19 protein-coding genes are annotated in these 20,820 nt (G+C 46.1%); all 19 read right to left on the bottom strand.

What is annotated here, in order from left to right; all coding sequences use genetic code 11:
- Positions 1-19 precede the first annotated feature (19 nt).
- Positions 20-1,273, bottom strand: coding sequence for a hypothetical protein (locus ABEQ74_RS24220; protein WP_430124767.1), 1,254 nt, complete (start codon positions 1,271-1,273; stop codon positions 20-22).
- Positions 1,274-1,278: 5 nt separating this feature from the next.
- Positions 1,279-2,556, bottom strand: a complete 1,278-nt coding sequence (locus tag ABEQ74_RS24215) for an ATP-grasp domain-containing protein (RefSeq protein WP_430124766.1) — start codon at positions 2,554-2,556, stop codon at positions 1,279-1,281.
- Positions 2,553-3,416 carry a sugar phosphate isomerase/epimerase family protein gene (locus ABEQ74_RS24210; protein ID WP_430124765.1) on the bottom strand — a complete coding sequence of 288 codons (864 nt, stop codon included), beginning with the start codon at positions 3,414-3,416 and terminating at the stop codon, positions 2,553-2,555. The genes ABEQ74_RS24215 and ABEQ74_RS24210 overlap by 4 nt, the downstream gene beginning before the upstream one ends.
- Positions 3,413-4,369, bottom strand: a complete 957-nt coding sequence (locus tag ABEQ74_RS24205; protein WP_430124764.1) for a hypothetical protein — start codon at positions 4,367-4,369, stop codon at positions 3,413-3,415. Before ABEQ74_RS24205 ends, ABEQ74_RS24210 begins: the two co-directional genes overlap by 4 nt.
- Before the next feature lie 16 nt (positions 4,370-4,385).
- Complete coding sequence (locus ABEQ74_RS24200) at positions 4,386-5,516, bottom strand: hypothetical protein (RefSeq protein ID WP_430124763.1); 1,131 nt, start codon at positions 5,514-5,516, stop codon at positions 4,386-4,388.
- Entirely contained in the window at positions 5,513-5,773 is a 261-nt protein-coding gene (locus ABEQ74_RS24195) for an acyl carrier protein (protein ID WP_430124761.1), read from the bottom strand. The genes ABEQ74_RS24200 and ABEQ74_RS24195 overlap by 4 nt, the downstream gene beginning before the upstream one ends.
- On the bottom strand, positions 5,763-7,298 hold the full coding sequence (locus tag ABEQ74_RS24190; RefSeq protein WP_430124759.1) for a class I adenylate-forming enzyme family protein: 1,536 nt from the start codon (positions 7,296-7,298) through the stop codon (positions 5,763-5,765). Before ABEQ74_RS24190 ends, ABEQ74_RS24195 begins: the two co-directional genes overlap by 11 nt.
- On the bottom strand, positions 7,291-9,135 hold the full coding sequence (locus ABEQ74_RS24185; protein WP_430124757.1) for an ABC transporter ATP-binding protein: 1,845 nt from the start codon (positions 9,133-9,135) through the stop codon (positions 7,291-7,293). Before ABEQ74_RS24185 ends, ABEQ74_RS24190 begins: the two co-directional genes overlap by 8 nt.
- Complete coding sequence (locus tag ABEQ74_RS24180; protein ID WP_430124923.1) at positions 9,122-10,459, bottom strand: glycosyltransferase family 4 protein; 1,338 nt, start codon at positions 10,457-10,459, stop codon at positions 9,122-9,124. The genes ABEQ74_RS24185 and ABEQ74_RS24180 overlap by 14 nt, the downstream gene beginning before the upstream one ends.
- Before the next feature lie 5 nt (positions 10,460-10,464).
- Complete coding sequence (locus ABEQ74_RS24175) at positions 10,465-11,400, bottom strand: DUF6005 family protein (protein ID WP_430124756.1); 936 nt, start codon at positions 11,398-11,400, stop codon at positions 10,465-10,467.
- 5 nt (positions 11,401-11,405) lie between these two features.
- Positions 11,406-11,678 (bottom strand): acyl carrier protein, encoded by a 273-nt coding sequence (locus ABEQ74_RS24170; RefSeq protein WP_430124755.1) that lies wholly within the window; start codon positions 11,676-11,678, stop codon positions 11,406-11,408.
- Positions 11,679-11,696: 18 nt separating this feature from the next.
- Positions 11,697-12,818 carry a DegT/DnrJ/EryC1/StrS family aminotransferase gene (locus tag ABEQ74_RS24165; protein WP_430124753.1) on the bottom strand — a complete coding sequence of 374 codons (1,122 nt, stop codon included), beginning with the start codon at positions 12,816-12,818 and terminating at the stop codon, positions 11,697-11,699.
- 12 nt (positions 12,819-12,830) lie between these two features.
- Complete coding sequence (locus tag ABEQ74_RS24160) at positions 12,831-13,820, bottom strand: Gfo/Idh/MocA family protein (protein WP_430124752.1); 990 nt, start codon at positions 13,818-13,820, stop codon at positions 12,831-12,833.
- Between the two features lie 10 nt (positions 13,821-13,830).
- Positions 13,831-14,094 carry a phosphopantetheine-binding protein gene (locus tag ABEQ74_RS24155; RefSeq protein WP_430124751.1) on the bottom strand — a complete coding sequence of 88 codons (264 nt, stop codon included), beginning with the start codon at positions 14,092-14,094 and terminating at the stop codon, positions 13,831-13,833.
- Positions 14,095-14,112: 18 nt separating this feature from the next.
- Positions 14,113-15,351 (bottom strand): AMP-binding protein, encoded by a 1,239-nt coding sequence (locus ABEQ74_RS24150; protein ID WP_430124750.1) that lies wholly within the window; start codon positions 15,349-15,351, stop codon positions 14,113-14,115.
- Positions 15,338-16,402, bottom strand: a complete 1,065-nt coding sequence (locus ABEQ74_RS24145) for a BtrH N-terminal domain-containing protein (RefSeq protein WP_430124749.1) — start codon at positions 16,400-16,402, stop codon at positions 15,338-15,340. The genes ABEQ74_RS24150 and ABEQ74_RS24145 overlap by 14 nt, the downstream gene beginning before the upstream one ends.
- A 422-nt stretch (positions 16,403-16,824) precedes the next feature.
- On the bottom strand, positions 16,825-17,688 hold the full coding sequence (locus ABEQ74_RS24140) for a carbohydrate ABC transporter permease (RefSeq protein ID WP_430124748.1): 864 nt from the start codon (positions 17,686-17,688) through the stop codon (positions 16,825-16,827).
- Entirely contained in the window at positions 17,682-18,647 is a 966-nt protein-coding gene (locus ABEQ74_RS24135) for an ABC transporter permease (RefSeq protein ID WP_430124747.1), read from the bottom strand. The genes ABEQ74_RS24140 and ABEQ74_RS24135 overlap by 7 nt, the downstream gene beginning before the upstream one ends.
- 79 nt (positions 18,648-18,726) lie before the next feature.
- A complete protein-coding gene (locus ABEQ74_RS24130; protein WP_430124746.1) occupies positions 18,727-20,352 on the bottom strand; it encodes an extracellular solute-binding protein in 1,626 nt (541 codons plus the stop codon).
- Between the last annotated feature and the right edge of the window lie 468 nt (positions 20,353-20,820).

The raw sequence follows: 20,820 nt of genomic DNA, 5'->3' as shown, positions 1-20,820 counted from the left end.
CTATTGATCAGCACACCATTTATAGCCAGCTAATATCTTGCAAGGTACCGTTTTTTGCAACCCATATTTCTTTAGGCAGCGTATGGGATAAAAAATGCATATTCCCGCAGCTTAGGCCGTAAGCTCCTGAATTGGGAAACAGGATCGTATCCCCCATCGCTATATTCTCCGGCAGCAGAACGGAGCTCTGGATTACATCCGTAGGTGTGCAGAGCTTGCCAACGATTTGGGCTGGAACAAATCCATTCGTGGACTCTGCAGGCTCTTCCATGATTTCATGTTCGCTGTCATGCAGCATATAGCGGTTAGGCAGGGGCGTCTTAAAGCTTCTGCCCATCACGGAGCTGAATGCACGATGATGGGTCCCCCCGTCGACAATTACAAATTTCTTTCCATGCGACTGCTTGGTGTACAGCACCCGTGTTACATAATTGCCCATACGCGAGGTGATATATCGGCCCGACTCTACGAAAATATACGGTAAGTGCAAATCCTCATTCTTCGATATTTCTTCAGACAGAAGCTGTCCAAACTCATCGATCGGGAACGGATCATCTCCCCTGAAATAAGGTACTCCAAAGCCTCCGCCTAGGCCCACTGTCGTTAAAGGCAGGGCATATACTTCCTTTAGTCTTCGAATCCAGGCAAACATTCTGGGAATGCTTTCCCTGTAATAATCCAAATGAAAATTTTGTGTCCCCTGATACGTATGAAGTCCGATTAATTTGAGCCCGGATTGACCGATTACATATTCCACAGCATTATCAAGTTGTTCCTCATCAATGCCGAATTGCGTAGGGATACCGACCGACGCCATGCGTGATCCTTGCCGTGTCGTCATCAGGTTGATCCGGAGCGTAACCGGCACCTTTTTTCCCAAGCGAGAAGCCTCTTCTTGAATTACCTGGAGCTCCTGCACCGATTCAGCATTGATACAAAAAACACCACCATCTATACAGGTATGAATTTCTTCCCTGCTTTTTCCCGGTCCGGTAAACACAATCTGTTCGGCTGGCACCCCAATGGAAACAGCTCGGTGGTACTCTCCAATCGAAGCCACCTCGATCGGGGACCCATACTGGTGGACCATTTTGCAAATATAAGGATTTGGATTCGCTTTCATTGAATAATACAGCCCGACTTGTTCCGGTAAGGCTCTGCGGATTCTGGCATAATCATCTTCCAATTGTCTTTCGCTGTACAGAAACAAAGGGGAACCGAAACGCTCCAATGCTTCGGAAACTGTATCCGCCTCTCGCACAATCGTTTCCAAGGAAGTCACCTCATCTCCGTCAATTTAGTCGCACTCATGAATTGCTCAATGCGCTGGACCATCGTAGCAAGCCGATGCCTGTCTTTTTCCCAGAACATCATAAAAATCCGGTACACATACACTTGCTGTTTGGGGTCAAACACCTCATGAAAACCGTAAATGAGAGTTCCTCCTGAATAGGTGGCCGTTATCTCATCAACCTGCCTTCGGAGTACCGAAAATTCCATCCTCCGCGGTATCTTTACATCAAAGAACTGAACGCAAATATGAGGAAAGCCATCCCCAAGCAATCGTTCCCGGATAGACAGCGTGTAGGTGACCATCGTGAGTCTCGCGTTGATTTCGATGACGGGAATCAATCTTCCGTGCCTGTCCATCACCGAATCGACTCCCATAAAACCCTGGTAGCCTTCCTCTAACAAAAGCTGCCCCAGCGATTCCAGCTCTTGCAAATAGTGCCTCATCACATGCTCAGGAATGAGAGGATTCAAATCGCTCCCTTTGTAGACACCGACATCATTGTTGTCCTGCCCCGTAACGGCCAGCACACGGCATTCCCCATTCCACAACAGCAGCTGCGCATTCAAGTTATACTCCACATCATGCCAGCGTTCGATCGACACCATGAAATCCTCCACATGGCGTTGTCTGGATAAATACATGCAGATAAAATCAAATTCCTTCCGGCTTCGAATATGGAACAAATTTTTACCTGAGGAGCCGTAGGCCGTTTTTAATACGTAACGATCTGCATTCGTTTCTTGCTGCAGCTGATGGAACGCTCCCTCCAGCTCATCAAAGCTTGTACAAACGATGCCGTCGCTCACGGGAATCGAATGCTGTTCGCAAAATAACCGGGTATACACTTTATTGTTCAGCTTTAAAGCCAACTCCGGCGGCGGACCAACCCCGATGCCCCCGTTCGAACTTATAAATTCAGCCTGCTGTACATCCATCAGATAAGGTATTGTATATGTTCCCTTCAGTTTGCCGGCAAACTCCTCCGGATGACCTACAAGCAGTTTGGGGATACGAATTCCCCGCTCTTCCAGATAACTCAGAAACTCGGGGTCGGGGCTTTCCTGAACGATCACCTCATCCTCCGGACCCGCCAAATAGATTTGGTGAATATGCATCTGATTCATCAAAGAATCCGTCGTCGCATTTTGGATTTGCGGAAGGCGTACGCCGATTCTGCTTTTCTGCTCCCAATTGATGTTGGAATACCATAGCTTCGGACTTTGAATGTCAAGCAAGCTGCTAATAAAACGTTCCGCCTTCATCTCCTCACCTCATATGGAATTGATGGAGTGGATACATGACGGAGCCATTCCATCTCACCACTTAAGTATTGAAACGGCTCCTTGCCAAACCATTCTAATGAAGCACAGCAATCCACATCGTCGTCTGTTAAACATGTGACGATTCGTTCGAAGTCAACGATCCCTTCCCTTAGAGAGACCATCCCCTCCCTTAATCCGCTGGGAGAATACACGTTTTGAGGTTGGAAAATCGCCAATTGCTCAGGCTCCGTTACATTCTTCATATGGAAATGAGAAATCCATGGTTTTAATGCTTGGTAGGCTTCTATCGGATCCGAGCCCCCCTCCCAAATATGCAGAAAATCAAGATTAATCCTTAAAGAAGAATGATCAACTTCTTTCAAAATCCGCAGTGTCGAATCCAGCGTATCAGCGAGGGTGTTAGGGTGTGTTTCCAGCACAAGTGTTAAACCGTTCTCTGCAAGCTTCTCCGTAAGCTTCCTCAGCCTGTCCATGCACAACTCCCACTGCTCATCGTCCGCTTGCGAGCTCCCCAAATGCCCTGCAAAGATGCGAATTTGTCTTGTCTCAAATCGGTAAGCCAGATCAATCCATTCCTGAAGCTTCATGTTCATGGCGGACGGCGGCGACTGGTTGTCCATAAGCCCGACGTAATCACTGATCATGGGGATTTTCAGACCATAAGACTTGAGCTTACTCATCCACGGTTCAATCTGAGACTGGAATGTATGGGCCAAGGCTCTAGCATGAACTCCCCATAGCTCGATCCCGGCAAAACCCGTCCGATGTGCATACTCAATCAGATGTTCGAAGGAGACTAATTCATGTCGAAAAGAAATGGTACATAAACTATATTTCATAACAGTTCACTCCCCATCTGTTCCATCTGCAGCAAAAACTGCTTTTCATGGTCCCCGACTTCCATGAGCTTATCCTTCAATTGACTGAGCAGCGCCATGTCTGTGTAGTTTTTCTTATATTTAATCAGGAGAAAGTTTACGGTTGTCCACAACTTCAGTAATCGATCGATTCCTAAATTCCCTTCCTCCAATTGTGAAGGGCTGAGCAGCTGCAGCTCGCAAATGCTATTCCAAACCGCGCTCCTTGTTTTTACGATCGAGGATATCGTGATATTATTTTGATAGATCCATGAATTCCTTCGTTCTTTATCCCACTGAAGGGATTGCATCAAATCCGCTATAAACAGCTCAACTGCCCGGTATCCGAAATTCAGATCCCCTTTTGTGTAGAGCTGCAGATTTTGCCTCGAGGTAAATTGAAAGGCTTCCTTCGGATCAGGCAGTGCAAACTGATTCGGAGGGACGAGTGTATAGTAATATAATGAATTGTCTTTCCCCTTAACTCGCGCACGGCCTAACTGTTCCCTTGTCAAAGTACCGATATAGTCTGCGGTAGGATCGGCCACTTGAAACCGGCTCCCAGAAGCATCACATCCGTAAATCAACGCAAAATGCTGGATACCATTTTCCTCATGTGTCAGAAGCCCTCTCGGGAAATAATCCATATCCGCGGCACGGCACATCAGCAGCACCGCTCCTCCTTCACGGATGAGCTGAACGAGATCTTCCTCTGTCCCCTTCATAAATTCAGATTGGATACCGTAGAGATAGTCGAGTTTATACAGTCTGATGTTCTTTCCTGACATTAAGAGGCCGGAGCTGTAGTTCAAACTCCAATAATTCATTAAAAAATACTGAGAACTGACTTGCTTCATCTGCAGCAGCGTCAATAAACATGAGGCGGCACACTCCATAGCCGCCAGCTTAACCACCGTTTGACTCGTCTGTTCCATCTAGCCACCTCATCCCTTACGCGTTATCATTCACGAGACTGATAAAGGATTGCAGCTTCCCGCTTGCCGTAAGCGGAATCTGCTCCTTTCTTTCAATGGTCAGGCTTACTTCTGTCTTTAAGCTTTGCTGCAGGAACTTCTCCAGCCTTGTTCTCAAGTGCTGTTCTTCGGATAAACTCCCTGCAATAAGCAGCCGAAACTCGGTATACGATTCTTGAACGACTTGAAATTGCTTGATTTGCTCATTTTGTGCCAGCTCATAAAAGAACTTGTCCAAATACCGAAAAATAGAGGAATGGATTTCGCGTCCTGGCAGCTTAATCTGTGCATTCCTTATTGGAAAAAGCTCAATAATTTGTGCACCGTGTTCATTTCGCCTGATGCGTCCAATATCTCCCGTCCGATATCTCACATAAGGAATGCTTCTCATAAGAAATGAAGTAACGACAACCTCCCCGTAAGTTCCATCCTGTACAGGCAGGTTCGTTCCCGGCTCCAGCACTTCCACGTAGACGGAATCTTCATCGATCTCCAGCTGTCCCAGCTGATTGGAGAATGCGATACACCATATTTCTTCCAAGCCGTAATAATCGACCAGCGGTACACGGAAAGCCCGTTCGATTGTCTGCTTTTGAGAAGCATGCACAGGCTCTCCCCAGTTTTGAACAAATAACAATGAACTCGGGATTTCCATATTTTTTTGCGAGATATGCTGGGCTAGCGATACCAGCGCCGACGCCCTGCCCTGGATCATATGATAGTCCTGTCGCTGAAGCTGGTTCGCGTAGTAGTCCAAGTGATGACTTTCAGACAGACTGCGATTGCTAAGCAATAACATATGATGCTTTGGAGGCAGCCCCCATTTTTTTCGATGACGATACAACGCCATCGCCAAGCGCCAACGTTCCTCTGCTGTTTTTACACACCGAAAAGGAATCCCTGTCGTCCCTGAAGTGAAAGATTCATAGACTTTCCCCTGATGATGGGGGAGCTCGAACAGCTCTCTCTTTTCATTGATTAATGCCTTATCCGTCACGGGCAGGTCGGACCATTGCCGAACATCTTGCAGTGCCCGATAGTATGGATATTCAGTTAACGACTCCATAAATTGGTGAAGCCTGCGTTCCATATCGACGGGCGCTTTCATGCTGCAATCTTCCCCGCTACGAAGCGTATGACGGATTGAACGGACCTGAATTTCTCGGGGTGCAAGTCATCAACGTCCATCTGAAAGCCGAACCGTTCCTCCAAGGCGAAAAGAAGTTCAAGGAATAAAATCGAGTCGACGTCAAGATCGTTCGCCAAGGAATGGTCAAGTCGAATCTCAGAAACTTCCTTGTTACAGCATCGTGCAATGGTAGCGATAACAGCTTCATCAACATGCCCATGACTATTACTTTGCATCTTCCCACTCCTTTGCCATGCTTCTAAGCGCGGCCCTGTTTAATTTGCCTACCGCCGTTTTGGGCAGCCCGTCCCTTTCTACAAGGAAATAGGCTCTCGGTCTAAAAAGAGGCTGTAAATGCTGCTTAATATAGCGGATCAACTCATCCAGAGAGGAGGACGGGTCCTGAAAAGCGATGAATGCAACCATCTTCTCTCCCCATACATCATCTGGAACTCCCGTCACCGCAGCCTCATGTACTCCTGCAAAATCCTGCAATACCCGCTCTGTCGTTTCCGGATAAATGGTATGTCCCCCGATATTGATTGCGTTGTCTTTCCGGCCTGTGACATACAGGTAACCATCTCCATCGAGATGACCGATATCAGATGTATGCAGGCCCAGGATACCCAATTTTTCGGCGGTGCTTTCCGGTTTATTGTAGTAGCCAAGCATCACGTTGGGGCCTCGAACCACGATCTCCCCTGTTTCTCCGGCCGAAGCCTCTCGTCCCCCCTGGACGATACAAATCTCTACATCCTTTACCGGAATTCCAACAGAATCCGGCCGATGTCTCAGCTCTGTCCCAGGCAAATAAGAGACCCTCGGCGAAGCCTCTGTCAGTCCGTACGAAGGCATGAGTTCGACGGATGGCAACCTGTTGCTTAATTGAAGCAGCCCTTCACTCGGCATAGGTCCCCCCACTATGGTCATTTTTCGAAGAGAGACAACATCTTTCTCACCCCATTTATCCGATTTGACCAAAGGCATCAGGACAGAAGGAACGGTGCACATAAACGTCGTTTCGTGTTCCTTGATAAATCGAAGCATCTCAAAAGGATGCATAAATGATTCCGTTAACTGAAGATTGCATCCGGCAAAGAGTGCACTAAGCCACTCTCCGGTAATGGAAGAACAATAACCTAACGACTTGAACAGCAATACCCGATCATCATGCTGCAGGTCCACATAGCTCTGTATGGACGCTACGTTGGACAGTACGTTTCGATCGCTCAGCATAATCCCTTTCGGAGTACCCGTCGATCCGGAAGACATAAAGATGACGGCCGTTTCTTGCGGCGGTGTATACGTTCTCTTTATTCCGAAAGATATGACATCGCTTAGCGGAGTTCTCAGCAGCTTCCCGGTCTCACACGCGATAACATACGCATGCTCTATATCGTTCTGGATTGCAGACTGACTGACTGCGAGATACTTGTCCTTCGGCACAACGACCATCTCGGCTTCTGTTTCCTTTGTGATACGCACGATATCCGCAAATGATGAAAAAGGATGCATCGGTACTGGAATTCCGCCAGCCAGCACTACCGCCATCATTGATCGCATACCCTCAATCGATTGCTCCATCCATAGTACAGCGATAAATCGATCTCTTAACTTCAACCTCTCCCACGAAGCTGATAATTCCTTCGCAGATTCGATGAGCTCTGCATAAGAAACGTAGCGGGTGTTTCCTCGCCTCGTCTCGAATACACCGCGATCTGCACGAGGATATTGTCGAAAAAAGTAACTCAGCTCATTCATGCTCCGCACCTGCCGCAACCGGAACGGCCTCAAGCTGTTCGTCTGTACTCTCCTGTTTATCCATATCCGCAATCAATGCTTTATACAGCTTACTTCGCCCAAGCAATTCCGTATGTGTGCCTTGATCTACAATTTTGCCCTGTTCCATCACAAAAATGGTGTCGGCATGCATAATCGTATTCAGACGATGCGTCGAGATCAGCGTCGTTTTGTTTCGCATGAGCTCCTTCAGTGCCGTCATGACTTCATTCTCTGTCAACCGGTCTAATGCAGATGTTGGCTCATCCAATATGAGAATATCCGGTTTCTTCAAAAAAGCTCTGGCAATCGCAACCCTCTGGCGCTGTCCTCCCGACAGTTGAAAACCTTTATTGTCAATGACCGTATGAATTCCATCCGGAAGCTGCTCCAGCAGCTCTTGCAAATTCGCCTTATAGGCCGCCTCAACGATTTCCTCATCGGATGCCTGCAAATTGCCCAGTCTAATATTTTCGGCAATGGTTCCCTTAAAAATATAAGATTCTTGAAAAACAATGCCTATTTGAGCATTCAACTCATGCCTGTTCATTTCGTGCAGCGAGCGGGCGCCAATCTTCACATCCCCGGAAGTGATGCCCATAAAGCCGGCAAGGGTTCTGAACAACGTCGTTTTCCCTGAACCGCTCCGCCCGACAAAGGCAGCCGTTTGATTTCGTTCCACTGACAAGTCCACGTCCTTCAAAATGTGAACACCATCATATGAAACCTGCAAACATTCAACCTCTACGGCAGCCTGTGATTCTTCGTTCATAGACGCAGCAGAATCAAAGTGCTGGGCGTGAACGTTGTTGTCTTCATCTTTGCTAAGAGCCTCCCCATTACGGGCAGCTAATTCTTCTGGCGGCGTCTGAAGAAAGGATTCAATTCTTTGCAGGGCAACCTCGGAGCCTTGAAGTTCAGCATAAAAATTATTAATGGCTTGCACCGGATTGAGGGCATTTTGCAAATAGGTGACGGATGCAACCAGCATACCGATCGTCAGCGCTTCGCCAAGGACTTGATGGCTTCCTACCCCATAGACAACCACGATGATCAAGCTGATGAAAAGGCTGCTGGACTGAAAGGACAGCACTCGAAACAGAGTTTCCTTTGTGCTTGAGCTCACGAGCCCTTTATACTTTTTTTGATTGCGTTCGTGTTCCCAACCTTCGAGTCCGTACACACGAATCTCTCGTGAACCGTCAATGCATTCCAGCAAACTTGTCCCGATTTCCTCATTGTGGGTACGCACATGGCTGATATGTTGAGCCAGCGGTTTTTTTACGATGCGCGGCAGCCAAAACAATATCGGCAGGCCGGCTGCTGCAAGCAAGCCAAGCTTCCAGTCCATCGTAAACAACACCCCGAAGGCCAGCAGCATCATAAACACCTGCGAAATAAGCTCGACGATAACATGGTTGAGATAATTGCCCATGGTCCCCGTATCATATCCGAGCAGTGCCATGAATTTACCGGCACCGTTCTTTTCAATTTCGGGAATCGGAATTTTGCGAATATGCCGAAGCAGCACATCCCGAATATCCAAGGTATGCATGATTCCGAGATACCTGAAAATACCCGAACGAATCAATGAAAAGATTACCGCGACCAAAGCCAATCCTCCGGAGAGAGAGAGAAGCAGCGTTATCATTTCTGTCTTTTTTTCAATTAGCACATGATCAATTAGATAAGCAAAAATGAGAGGCTGACACATGAGTGCGGCAAGCTGTATAAAAGTAGAGAGATAAGCTAGGAGGGTCAGTTTCCAGCGAATATTTACATGTGGCACTAATCGCAAAAACAATTTAATGCTGTGCATGAATTGGAGCCTCCCCTGTAAAATGATCAATGATCGGCTTTACTTTATTCATCCATTCGGATAATGGCTCATCCTCTGAAACGGATAATACAGTGTACGGCGTTTGGTTCAGCCATCCGAACCTTTGTAGATGTTCCAGCAAGTATATTTCTTGCATCTCTTCCATTGCAGTATTTGCAATGCGGACGACGTGTTTTTGTTCTATTCCACTGAAAGAGTGGCTTTTTGCCTGAATCGCAAGCTCAACAATTCGGGGCATAACTGATTGGTAATTGTACGCCTTGACCCTTGACAGAGCGCCTTGAGAAAGCCTGCGATGTAAATCGTTGTCCGTCAAAACCCTCACACACTGCTCAATTGCATGTTCTTCATCGATAACGGGCATATGAGATGCCCAGCTGCAATCGACAAACAGGCCGTCCTCTCCTTCAGCGACCAGCTCCTGAAATCCATTCCAGCGTGTGCACACTACAGGCAGACCAGAAGCCTTTGCTTCCAGCAAATTAAACCCGAACGTTTCCCCTGGATCGGTTGATAAATTGACCAGCAATCTCGACTCAGCAAACAATTTTTGCTTCTGTTCTCCCAAAACAGCTCCGGTAAACTCCACAGCATCGTGCAAACCGTTACGATTCATGTATTCCTCTATACGGCCTCTGTACTTCTCAATCTGCTGCTTTGTTCCGGTATATTCCCCTGCAATGACCAATCTCGCGTCCGGAACCTGTCCGCGAATTTTTGCGAAGCAGTTCAGCAGGAAATCAACATTCTTCACATCTTCAATTCGGCCGATGGCCAGCATGACCCGGTCCTTGCCCCCTGTATTCGGGATTGCGTTCCTTAAGTCAATACACAGCGGCGCATGCACGGAAAGTTCAAATCGCGGTGATATTCGCAATAACGCTTCTTTACAGGAAGCCGTACTATGCAGCACTACGTCCTTTTCCGTTACAAACGGAGCCAGCGCAAGCCATTGCTTCAACCAAAACGGCGTAGCTACCGAATGGGCGATAAACAGCATGGAGAGATCGATGCCCCTGGCGTTTCTTGCCATCATCACATATGGTATGACGAAGGGAAGATTTAGATAGAATGTCTGAATATCATATTTCAAGCATAAGGACTGCAGCCCTTCTCCAAGCTCCATTACATTATCAGGGAAACGCCTCTTCCAACTATCGATCGAGCCACCGAACATTTTCATAAAGGATAAAGGAGGGATCCTTACCAATTCTGCATATTCCCCAAGATAACGAGTCCACTGGTCATCGATTGCCCGCTCATTCACCTTCGGCGAATGGCCACCGATATATCCAATCCGCATCTTCTTCAAGTCGACTGCGCCCTCCTCCATGCCTTGTATAAGTTCCAGAGCTTTTCTTTGAGCTGATGCTCCTGAAGTTCCAGCTCTTCCGCCTTCTCAAGCAGTTTATGCAATGGGGTCACACCCATCGATGCCCGGATCGCTAAATATCCGAATGCATTCCATCCCTTCACCAGCTTCTCCACTTCATCAAAGCCCTGCGTATCACTATGAATCCCCTCGGATTCGCTAAAATAATCAAATGCCAGCACGTAGCACCACTTCCGCTTGGAAATAATCCCTACTTGTGAGAAGGCTTTGGTAAGAACTGCTTTGCTATTCTCATAGGGCTCATCCATGAACCGCCTAACCAGCTCCTTGGTTTCATGTGCCAGCTGATTGCGTTCTAAAGCGAATCCTTGTTCAAACTGCGCGCAAACCGCATCCTTCAAGGGCGAACGGAAATTCTCTGTATCCAGAAAAAAGCCTCCACCCAAAGCATTATTAAAAAATGCGCTGTACATCTCTTCCTCTGTCAGGGTTCCTTCCCATGCAAAGTATGGATCAAGAACAAACCACTTTTCGTCCTGTTGATGAAGAATGATCACAAAATGCGGCTGATGAATATTTCCGAAACTCCGTGTTTCATACCGCAAATAATATAAGTCCAGTTGAACAAGCAGGTGCTTTCCGGGTGTAACTGATTCCGCCAGATTTCGCAGCCGCTCATAATTGGCTTCCTTGGTTAGTTGATAGTCATACCATGTTTCTAGTTTCTTTTCATAGAGCAGTTCAAACATTGAAACATAGGTTTCATTCGTGATCTGAGAAGAGAAATACGTCAAACGGTCCTCTTCTACGGCAAAAGGGGTGTCCCATGCGCCAAAAAACAGAGGACGGGCATCTGCCTTTGGAGAAATACAATGCGCTAAGGAATTCAGCAGGCAATGAATCTGCTGCACGACGATTAATCTCCCAAGCCTAGTTTTTCTTGGATCTTGTCAGTTATGATCTGAATCGTAGCAAAGTTCTCGGCCAGCAATTCGTCGTCCTCATAAAAAATTTGATAATGCTGTTCAATTTGTACCATCAAATTGACAAGCATGACGGAGTCCATACCAACCTCCGATAGCTGAGTACCGATCGTCAATTCGTCCGATAAACCCGGACGCTCTAGCAGATCGCAAATACGATCCTTCAAAAAACTCTGGATATGTTGCTCGGTTTGTATCGTCTCCATCGTTATGATCCTCCTCAATCAAACTTGTACTTTGCCTAATACGGCTTTTATCTCTTGTGCGATTTGTCCAATCTGCTCTTCGGTTACAGAGATATTCATCGGCAAGGAGATGATTTCTTCCGCGTACTTTTCCGCATTCGGGAAAGTCCCCTCATCATATGGCAAATATGAAAAAGCTGCTGTTCTATGAACTGGTTTCGGATAATGAACGGCTGTTAAAATCCCTTTCTTTTGCAGCTGTTTTCGAAGCTTGTCCCTTACTTCTCTTTCTACTCTGACAATATACAGATGGAACACATGGCTCTCATCGTTTCTGTGCCTCGGCAGAACAATGCCCCCTATATCGTGCAAATGGTCCTCATACATCGAAGCAACCTCTCGTCTTTTCGCAGACCAACTGTCCAAATAGGCAAGCTTTAATCCGAGAGCGATGGCCTGCATCGGATCCAAGCGGCTATTGAACCCGGGAATCTCATGCTGATACCTAACCTCACCACCGTGATTACGAAGCTTTTTGATCACCGAAGCAAGGGAATCGGACGAGGTTGTAATCCCGCCACCGTCACCCAGAGCTCCCAGATTTTTATCCGGGTAGTAACTAAAGCAGCCGGCAGTACCGATACTTCCGGCCATTTGACCGTTCATTCTGGCGCCTGCCGCTTGGGCACTGTCCTCCACGATGGCAATATTCCGTTTTGCAGCCCATACAGTCAATTCGGACAAGTCCACCATTTGGCCATATAGATGTACAGGAATGATCGCTTTCGTCCGTGTCGTAACCGCCGCTTTGGCTTGTTCCACATTCAGTAGATAGGTATCGGGCTCGCAATCGACAAGCACCGGCATAGCACCTGTATGGTGAATGGCTTCCACGGTAGCGATGAACGTATTGGCTGCTGTAATCACTTCGTCCCCCGGACCGATCCCAAGCCCCTTCAGGGTTAAATATAAGGCATCTGTTCCGTTGCCTACGCCAATGGCTTGGCCGGTTCCGATATACTGGGCAAATTTGGATTCGAAGGACGTCACAGAAATTCCTCCGACAAAAACGCCCTTCCGCCCTAATTCCGCCACTCCCTCCAACCACTTGTCCCTGATTATTTCAAATTCGACCTGAGGACTAGAGAATAAAACGCCCACTGAGATCCCCTCCTATTTTTGAACAGTCCACTTCTTATTCATCATGATCTCGTCGACCACGCGCATGCTTTCAACGGCTTCCCCTAAAGTTACGGCCAGAGGACTGCCATGAATAATATGCTCTGCCAGCGATTGATAGATCGCCAAAGCTGATGTCCTTGAAGCAGGCTCAAGGTGAAGCTTTTGATCCGGTTTTCCTTTCTCAAGGAGTAGTGCTTCCTGCGGTGAGACAACGACGGCCGTCCGCTCATCGCCACCTACAACCCACATTGGCGCGGCGCTATGGGAAGCAAAGTTCACCTCCATGCTGAGAAGGACACTGTTATCCAGCACCAGACTCGCTCGAACGTAGTCATCGACTTGATTTTGAGTCCAATCAAAGCAATGCATGAAAGAGTGAATTTCTTTCACCGCTCCCGCTTTTAGCTGAAGCAGCTGATCAATTAGATGAATGCCCCAATCATATAGAGCCCCGCCACCGTACTGCTTCGTGTTGCGCCAGCCTGGATGAAATGATTTCACTCCGAAGCTGCCACCTGATCCAAACATGTGATGCCGCCGCTCTACAAATAACAGATTGCCAAGCGATCCATCTTCGATAAGCTGGCGAACCAGCTTAAAATCAGGGTCAAATCTTCGATTGTGAAACACGGTTACGGACTTTCCAACACGCTCCGACGTCTGCTTAAGAGCTACCGCATCACTATACTCAACGGTTACCGGCTTCTCGATAATGACGTGTTTGCCGAACAGGAGCGCTTGGTTTGCGATCTCATAATGGGAATTCGGCGGGGTGGAGACGAGAACGACATCCACGTCCGTTTCGAGCAAGGTCTCAAGCTTGTCCGTCGTACGAAACCCTCGTTTTGCAGCCAAATCCCGCCGCTGCTCCGTAATGTCATACACGACAGACACTTCAATTTCCGGGATTTGCTTGATCAGCGGCAAATGAACCAGTTCAACAATTCTCCCAAAGCCCGCAATTCCAAGCTTAATGTTCATCGCCGGCCCCCTATGCGGTTTGCGCAGCTTGCAGTTGTTCAATAAACGTAATCAGCGATCCGAGCGTCCCGAATACGGCTGGATCCACATCTTCCTCAGGGACCTCGACATGAAATTCCTCCTCCAGATAGACCACTAACTGGAGCACCATGATAGAATCAATCCCCAAATCCTCATAGATTCGGTCCGATTCATGTATCTCATCCGGTAACGTATGCTCCAAATTTTCAACGATCATCGTTTTCAACGCTTCCAAAACTTCCATTCTGTTCATTGTGTTCCACTCCTATCATTAATAGTGTTCAGACAACAACTTTCGGCTAACTTTTCCGGCAGCAGTTTTAGGGATTTCATTCACCACAACAATCGTGCTTGGAACTTTGTGGCTGGGCAGTCGCTCCATACATCGCTGCTTCAACATTTCCGGGGAAAGACTAGACGTAGCTGTGACCATCGCTTTCACCGCTTCACCCCAAACCTTATGGCGCGTCTTATACACCACGGCTTCTTCCACTCCATCTACGCTGAACAGAACCTGTTCTACCTCGTACGGTATGACTTTCAAGCCTGTAACATTGATCAGATCATCCATTCGTCCTGCCATATGCAATCTTCCCTCAGCATTCTTCCAGCCCGCATCGTGTGTGTGAACGGTATACTCGTCCATCGTAACGACAATTTCCCCCGGCTCCTTCTCGCTGCCTTCCGCCTCCACCTTTAGATGCTTCAGAGGTGTTCCTACATCCGCATGCGATGAGGGATCTGATCCGATGGAAATGCATCCCAGCTCCGAGCAACCGTACTGCTGATAAACATGCTGTGTGCAGCTTTTCATTTTTTCAAAAAGAGCCCCTGTTAACGGTGCCCCTGAGCTTACTACCTTGTGGAATGAAATGCTGTTTTTCGTGATGGAATGCAAAATGTGGAATAAGTACGGAACTGCATATACAATCGAGGTCGGTGTGGTCTGGATCAGATGGGCCGCGAACTTTGGATTCTTATCCGTTACCACAATCGGAGCCGCCCCTCGCTCGAGGGCCGAAAGAACACCTGTAATTAACCCGAAGGAATGAGAGACCGGAACAAGCACGATCGGTTGTTCCGCTGAATCGGATTGTAAAGCCTCATTATAATTTGCAATCTCCCTCTCCACATGGCTCCAAGCTCTTCTGATCATCTTGGGCTTCCCTGTCGTGCCAGAACTAAATTGAAAGAGAGAAGGAATATCTATGTGTGCTCTGCCATTCAGCATGTAAGGTCCCTCTTGAAAAGAGCCGTGAAATAAGGCATGGCAGCCAGCCTCTTGCGCTGATTGTGCTGCTTGTTCCCTCGGTGTATCTCCATTCATGAGCAGAATGGAGCCGCCAGCATGAATGACCTCCTTCACCAAAGCGATGATTTCGATCGGATCTCTCAATGCCGCTGCGATGATATGACCTGTGATTTGGCTACCGGAGAGCATCTGGGAAATGTGACGCTGAACCCGTTCCAAATTCCCAGAAGTGAAGAAGGCTTTATTAACGAACAGCATATCCTTTCCCTCCCTCTTTCAATTTAAAACCGAGCTTGATTTGTTCGATAAGCTGGGGAATGATCAACTTCTCCATACTCACCATCGCTTCCAAATGGTCAATCATGTCTTTTTTCAGATCGGGATTCTTCGAGAAGTTATATTTCATCGCCAAATTTCTATTAATTAAGCTCGTTCTCTCCAGTTCGGAAAAACGAGATTTTAAGTCTTCGCCACTCAGCAAATCAACTTTTGTTTGCATAAATTGTATTCTGGAATACATCTGCTTTTTATGAAGATAGATAACGTGAAATGGGCGTATATCCAAGTATTCTTGACCATCACATACATGGCCCACGTACCTGATCAGATTACTGTAGCACTGCAGTCCATAATTCCAATCCGGTTTGTTGTGAGCATAAAGCGTCTGATCGGCATCAGAGGAATCTTTAGCGTGCAAGTAATCTTCCAATTGAGAAATTACCAGCTGCGGATGAAAAGGAATTGGCTTTGCCAACTCTTTTTTCGACAGAACCAGCATCATTCCGTCATAATTATTGTAATTTAATTCCAGTTCAGCTGAGAGGTTAGTATAGGCTGTTTTCATGTCCTCAAACGAGCATGCAAGTCTTTTATATTTTCCGCTTGCGAAATTATCAGAGATATAAAACTCCTCGTTCTCCAAATGATAGCCGTATACAAACAATTCATGAGGACGGTGTGATTTCTGATAATAGACGGAATTGGGGATATAATACTGGTCTACGAGCAAAATCACATAACAGCCCGAATCGATACAATCGATTAAAAAGGAAGTGATGTCACTCCAACCCTTTTCCATGATTCTTTTATGAATGATTTGAGTATCCAGCCATGGACATGTTTTGATCAAGTAAGGGGCATAAAAGCTTAATGTGAAGCCGTCCTTGAAAGACTTATCATGGTACAACTGAATAAAATGACTGTGGAGCCATTCTGCGACTCGGTCGTCTCCCTGAATAATAGAAAGCACATTGGCAGTGTTGTTGTATGCATCAATTGCGGGGTAAGTAACAGGAAGTGCTTTCTCCATGACATCACACTCCAAATAGTTTATGGACTGTTTTACTATAATCGTTAGGAGATACATCAAAGTGAATTCTTGAAGGTTGTCGTGAATGCTGAGGAATCCTGATTCCCTGAAAAATATTCGGTGTGAACGATGTGGAGTTGTTGAAAAAAGCTGGACTTTTTCATGCAGAGGTAGGGGAATCGCTATGATGGGCAGCCCATGAAGCAGAAAGTCCATCTCTAGTTGTTACTAAGATTTGCTTTCTGCCGAGCCGTTACCCGTATGCCTCAGCATATCGTAAAACATCTTATATTTTTTGTCAAATATTACCGTAAACTGTATGCTATGACATTGTTATATAGCAGAGCATTCACCGTTTTCTTACCCCGTGCCCCTCATTGAATTCATGACATATTTCCCAACTAATTGTGCGCGTTTGGGCATTACCCTTTCTCAGAACCTAACATAACGCCCTGGGCAAAATATTTCTGAGCAAACGGATAGATGAGCAGCACCGGAATCATCGATAATACAATCGTGGCGTTTTTCATCGCTTGAGGTGCCAGTGCAGCTCTATCCACCAAGGCTGAATCTGACTCCGAGTTAAAGATCAACATATCTCGCAGAACGATTTGCAAAGGAAACATATCTTTGTCATTCAGATAGATGAGCGGCAGGAAGAAGCTGTTCCAGTGTCCCATAAAATAAAATAATCCGATGGATGCCAGTGCTGGCTTGGAAAGCGGAATGACGATACTGAACAAAATACGGTATTCCGAAGCACCGTCGATTTTTGCCGCCTCTCTGATCTGAGAAGACATATTCTCATAAAAACTTTTCAGAATAATTAATTCAAAAGTCCATATAGCGTTCGGCAGAACTAATGCCCATACCGTATCGATCAATCCCAAATTCTGTACGATCATGTAAGTAGGGATAATTCCTGCATTCAGGAACATCGTCAGTATGATCCCAAGCATCCAGAATTTACGCCCGAAAAAGTCCCTTTGTGCGAGAGGATAAGCTGCAACCGCTGTAAACAGCAAATTGATAAAGGTGCCCAAAGCGGTATAATAGATCGTATTCAAATAAGCTCTTGGAATTTTACTATCCTTCAGCACTTGTACATAGGCATCAAAATTGAAGCCTTTAGGCCATAAAAACACTTTGCCCTGCAGTACAGAAACGGTATCGCTGAAAGAAATGACGGTGATATACCAGACCGGATATAGCGTGGCAATCGCAACCCCGATCAAAAGGATTGTATTCAGTATGCTAAATATCGATAGTTTGCGTTTTCCTACCATAAACCGCTGCCTCCCATCCTCTTACTTAACTGATTCGCTCCCAGAAGCATGACCAGTGCCACTGCTGATTCAAACATCCCTACGGCCGCAGCATAGCTGTAACTTGATTCCAGCAACCCTTTCCGATAAACATAGGTGGAGAATACATCGGCCACATCGTAGGTTAATGGATTGTAGAGCAGCAATACTTTTTCATAACCGATACGGAACATGTTGCCTGTGTTCAAAATAAACATGACAATCACTGTAGGCATCAGTCCTGGAATCGTAATGTTTCTCATCATATGCCATCGGTTCGCACCATCCACTTTGGCCGCTTCATACAAGGTCGGATTAATACCGGCAATAGCCGCCAAATAAATAATGGCCTGATACCCCATCGTCGCCCATATTTCAGAAATGACATAAATCGGTCTGAACCAGTTCGGATCTACGAGGAAGTACTTTTTCTCAAAGCCTAAAAAGGAAATAAATTGATTAATCAGCCCATTGGTAGGGGACAAAAAGTCAATGATCATACTAGAGATGATTACAACTGATAAAAATGCAGGCAAATAACTAAAGGTTTGAATGGATTTTTTAAACCATTTGACCCGGACTTCATTAAGCAGTACCGCCAAAATAATCGGAAATGGAAAGCCAAATATCAGTGTAAAAAAGCCGAGCAGGAACGTATTTCTGAACAGCATCCAAAAGTCTTGATTGCTAAAAAATTTCTGGAAGTGCTCCAGTCCTACCCATTCACTTCCCAATACCCCCTGAAACACACTGTAGTCCTTGAAGGCAATAACCAGTCCATATAGAGGTCCGTAACGGAATATAACATAGAACAAAACACATGGAATAAAGAGTAAGAGCAGCTGTCGATCCCGCCGGATGTGCTTAAGCGCAGCGGCGAAACGGGAATCGAGCGGTTTCTTTGTGCGTAGTTTGCCAGTCTCGACACTTGGTTGTTGCACATTCTTTCCCTCCTATTTAATGATAGGCACCCAGAAAGTAAATCTCTGGGCGCCTGGCACCGTTACAATTCGTTTCTAATTATTCAGCGTCATATCTTTGTTGCGCTGCGTTGAAGATTTCAAGCATTTTATCAACGCCCGCTTTGGCAGCCTTGGCCTTCCAATCTTCCCACTGCTTGTCGCCATAATTCTTATCTAATACATATTTGGAATTGAACTCTTCTGCCGCTTTTTGCAGAGAGGTTTGCAGTTCAGACAAAGCCTTAATTTCTTCATCCGTAAAGTTCAGAATCGGATCCCGTGCTTCCCTGCGGTCTTCGCTCATGATCATATCTTGAGCTTCCTGCTCTCTTTCGGAATATTTGAAATAAACGCTCTTGCGGTTCGGTCTCAAATACGCGCCTTCCTGCCACATTCCGTAACGATCTTCAAGAACACTGATATCTACGATAGGCAGATCCTTCAATTCAGGATATACCGGATATCCGTCTTCACCCCATTCGAAGTTTACGCCTTCTACGCCGAGTGTCATCAAATCTGCTCCGGATGGACTCGTCAAGTAATCGAGCAGCTTCAAAGCCACTTCTTTGTTTTTATTGTTCGCAACGGCAAGACTGAAGTCACTGACTTCTGGCAAGGATTTTACGTTCTCTGTAGGACCGATCGGAAGCGCATATCTTAAATCATACTCCGGCATCGTTTCCTTCACTTGATTTGGGAACAATTCCAATCTGCCGATCCAATCCCATGTAACGAACGCTTTATCCGTTGTCATCTTCGTCGTCCAAGACTCCTGTGTATCTGTCAAGAATTCAGGATCAAGCAATTTTTCAGCATAAAGCTTCTTCATGAAATCAAGCATCTCTTTATGAGCATCCTGCACAGCGGCAAATTTCCAGGTTCCATCGCTTTCATCATAGTAAGTCGGGTAGTTATCCCCGCTAATTCCCCATCCGTATGCCCAGTCTCTGAAAATATACTCCGTGTTTTTGGAAGCGTATGGGTAGCTGTCCGGATAGAGCTCTTTTAGCTTTGTCAAAGCTTCATAGAATTCTTCCGTATTCGTCCAAGGTTTAATGCCGTGCTTGTCGAAAATATCTTTACGATACATAAATCCATGGTTAACGTCGCGATTCAACTGGTAGATCGGCCATGTATACAGATTGCCTTCCTGATCCCCATAGGACTTAAGCACCCAAGGATTCTCTTCCAAATAAAGCTTTGAGAAGTTCGGCAGCATATCCGCATAATCGGTAATAGCTACGACCCCTTTCTGCTTGCCGATATCCTTCAACTCGGCAGCCTTCAAGCCGTTAAAGATATCCGGGAGCTTGCCCGAAGCAACCGTCGCTCTCAGCTTGTCTTCATAAGTTTGAGGAGAGTAGGTCTGAAATTTCACTTTAACTCCTGTACGCTTTTCAATTTCCTTTACAACCAGCATTTCATCTGTAATCGTCGCGTTCCCGGAATGCATCCAGGTTAAAGTAACCGGCTCATCAACGATCGGAAGCTTCAGACCGCCTGTATCGCCATAATCAGCTGTTGCTACTTCGGTAGAGGTGCCATTGTTTCCGCCCGTATTCGTGTCACCATCATTATTGCCGCCACTCGAGGCTCCATTATTTTTACCGCCCCCTCCGCATGCTGCCAGTACAGAGAAGACCATCGTGAATATAACGACCAAACTGAAGAGTTTCTTCGACATTTCTTTTCCTCCCTCTAATTCTGAAAGTTAGTAGTGAGAACCATTCCATACAAAATCGATCAAATCATTAGTTGAAACGTTATCTCTTTTCGTAAACAAAGGCACTTTCTTTCCCTGCAAAAATTCCCCTTTGACCCCTAATCTAATCCACGATCATCCCCTTGTATGCCTCCCTTTCATCATTCCTTTTTTGTGACTGACTTGATTTCCCCAAAGTATAAGTACGGCTTTAGGCGCTGTAAATAAAGCGTTTTCAACAATCTGTTCATTTTTGAATAAAAACATAAGAAAACACAAAAAACCCTTATGTATCAAGGGTTCATTGCCTGTGGAAAATGCTAAACTGATAGAAATTCATAAAATCTTAGAGGAATTTCATAAAACAAAGAGCTGAGCCTTTTATTCCATATAATTACAGTTGTAATTTGGCATTGGACTCTAATAACTGCTTTACATAATAAGAGACAT

This window comes from Paenibacillus solani, assembly GCF_050475945.1.
Lineage (GTDB): Bacteria > Bacillota > Bacilli > Paenibacillales > Paenibacillaceae > Paenibacillus_AQ > Paenibacillus_AQ solani_A.
The sequence above is the reverse complement of the archived record's forward strand: the minus strand, read 5'-3'. Positions and strand labels throughout refer to the sequence as shown.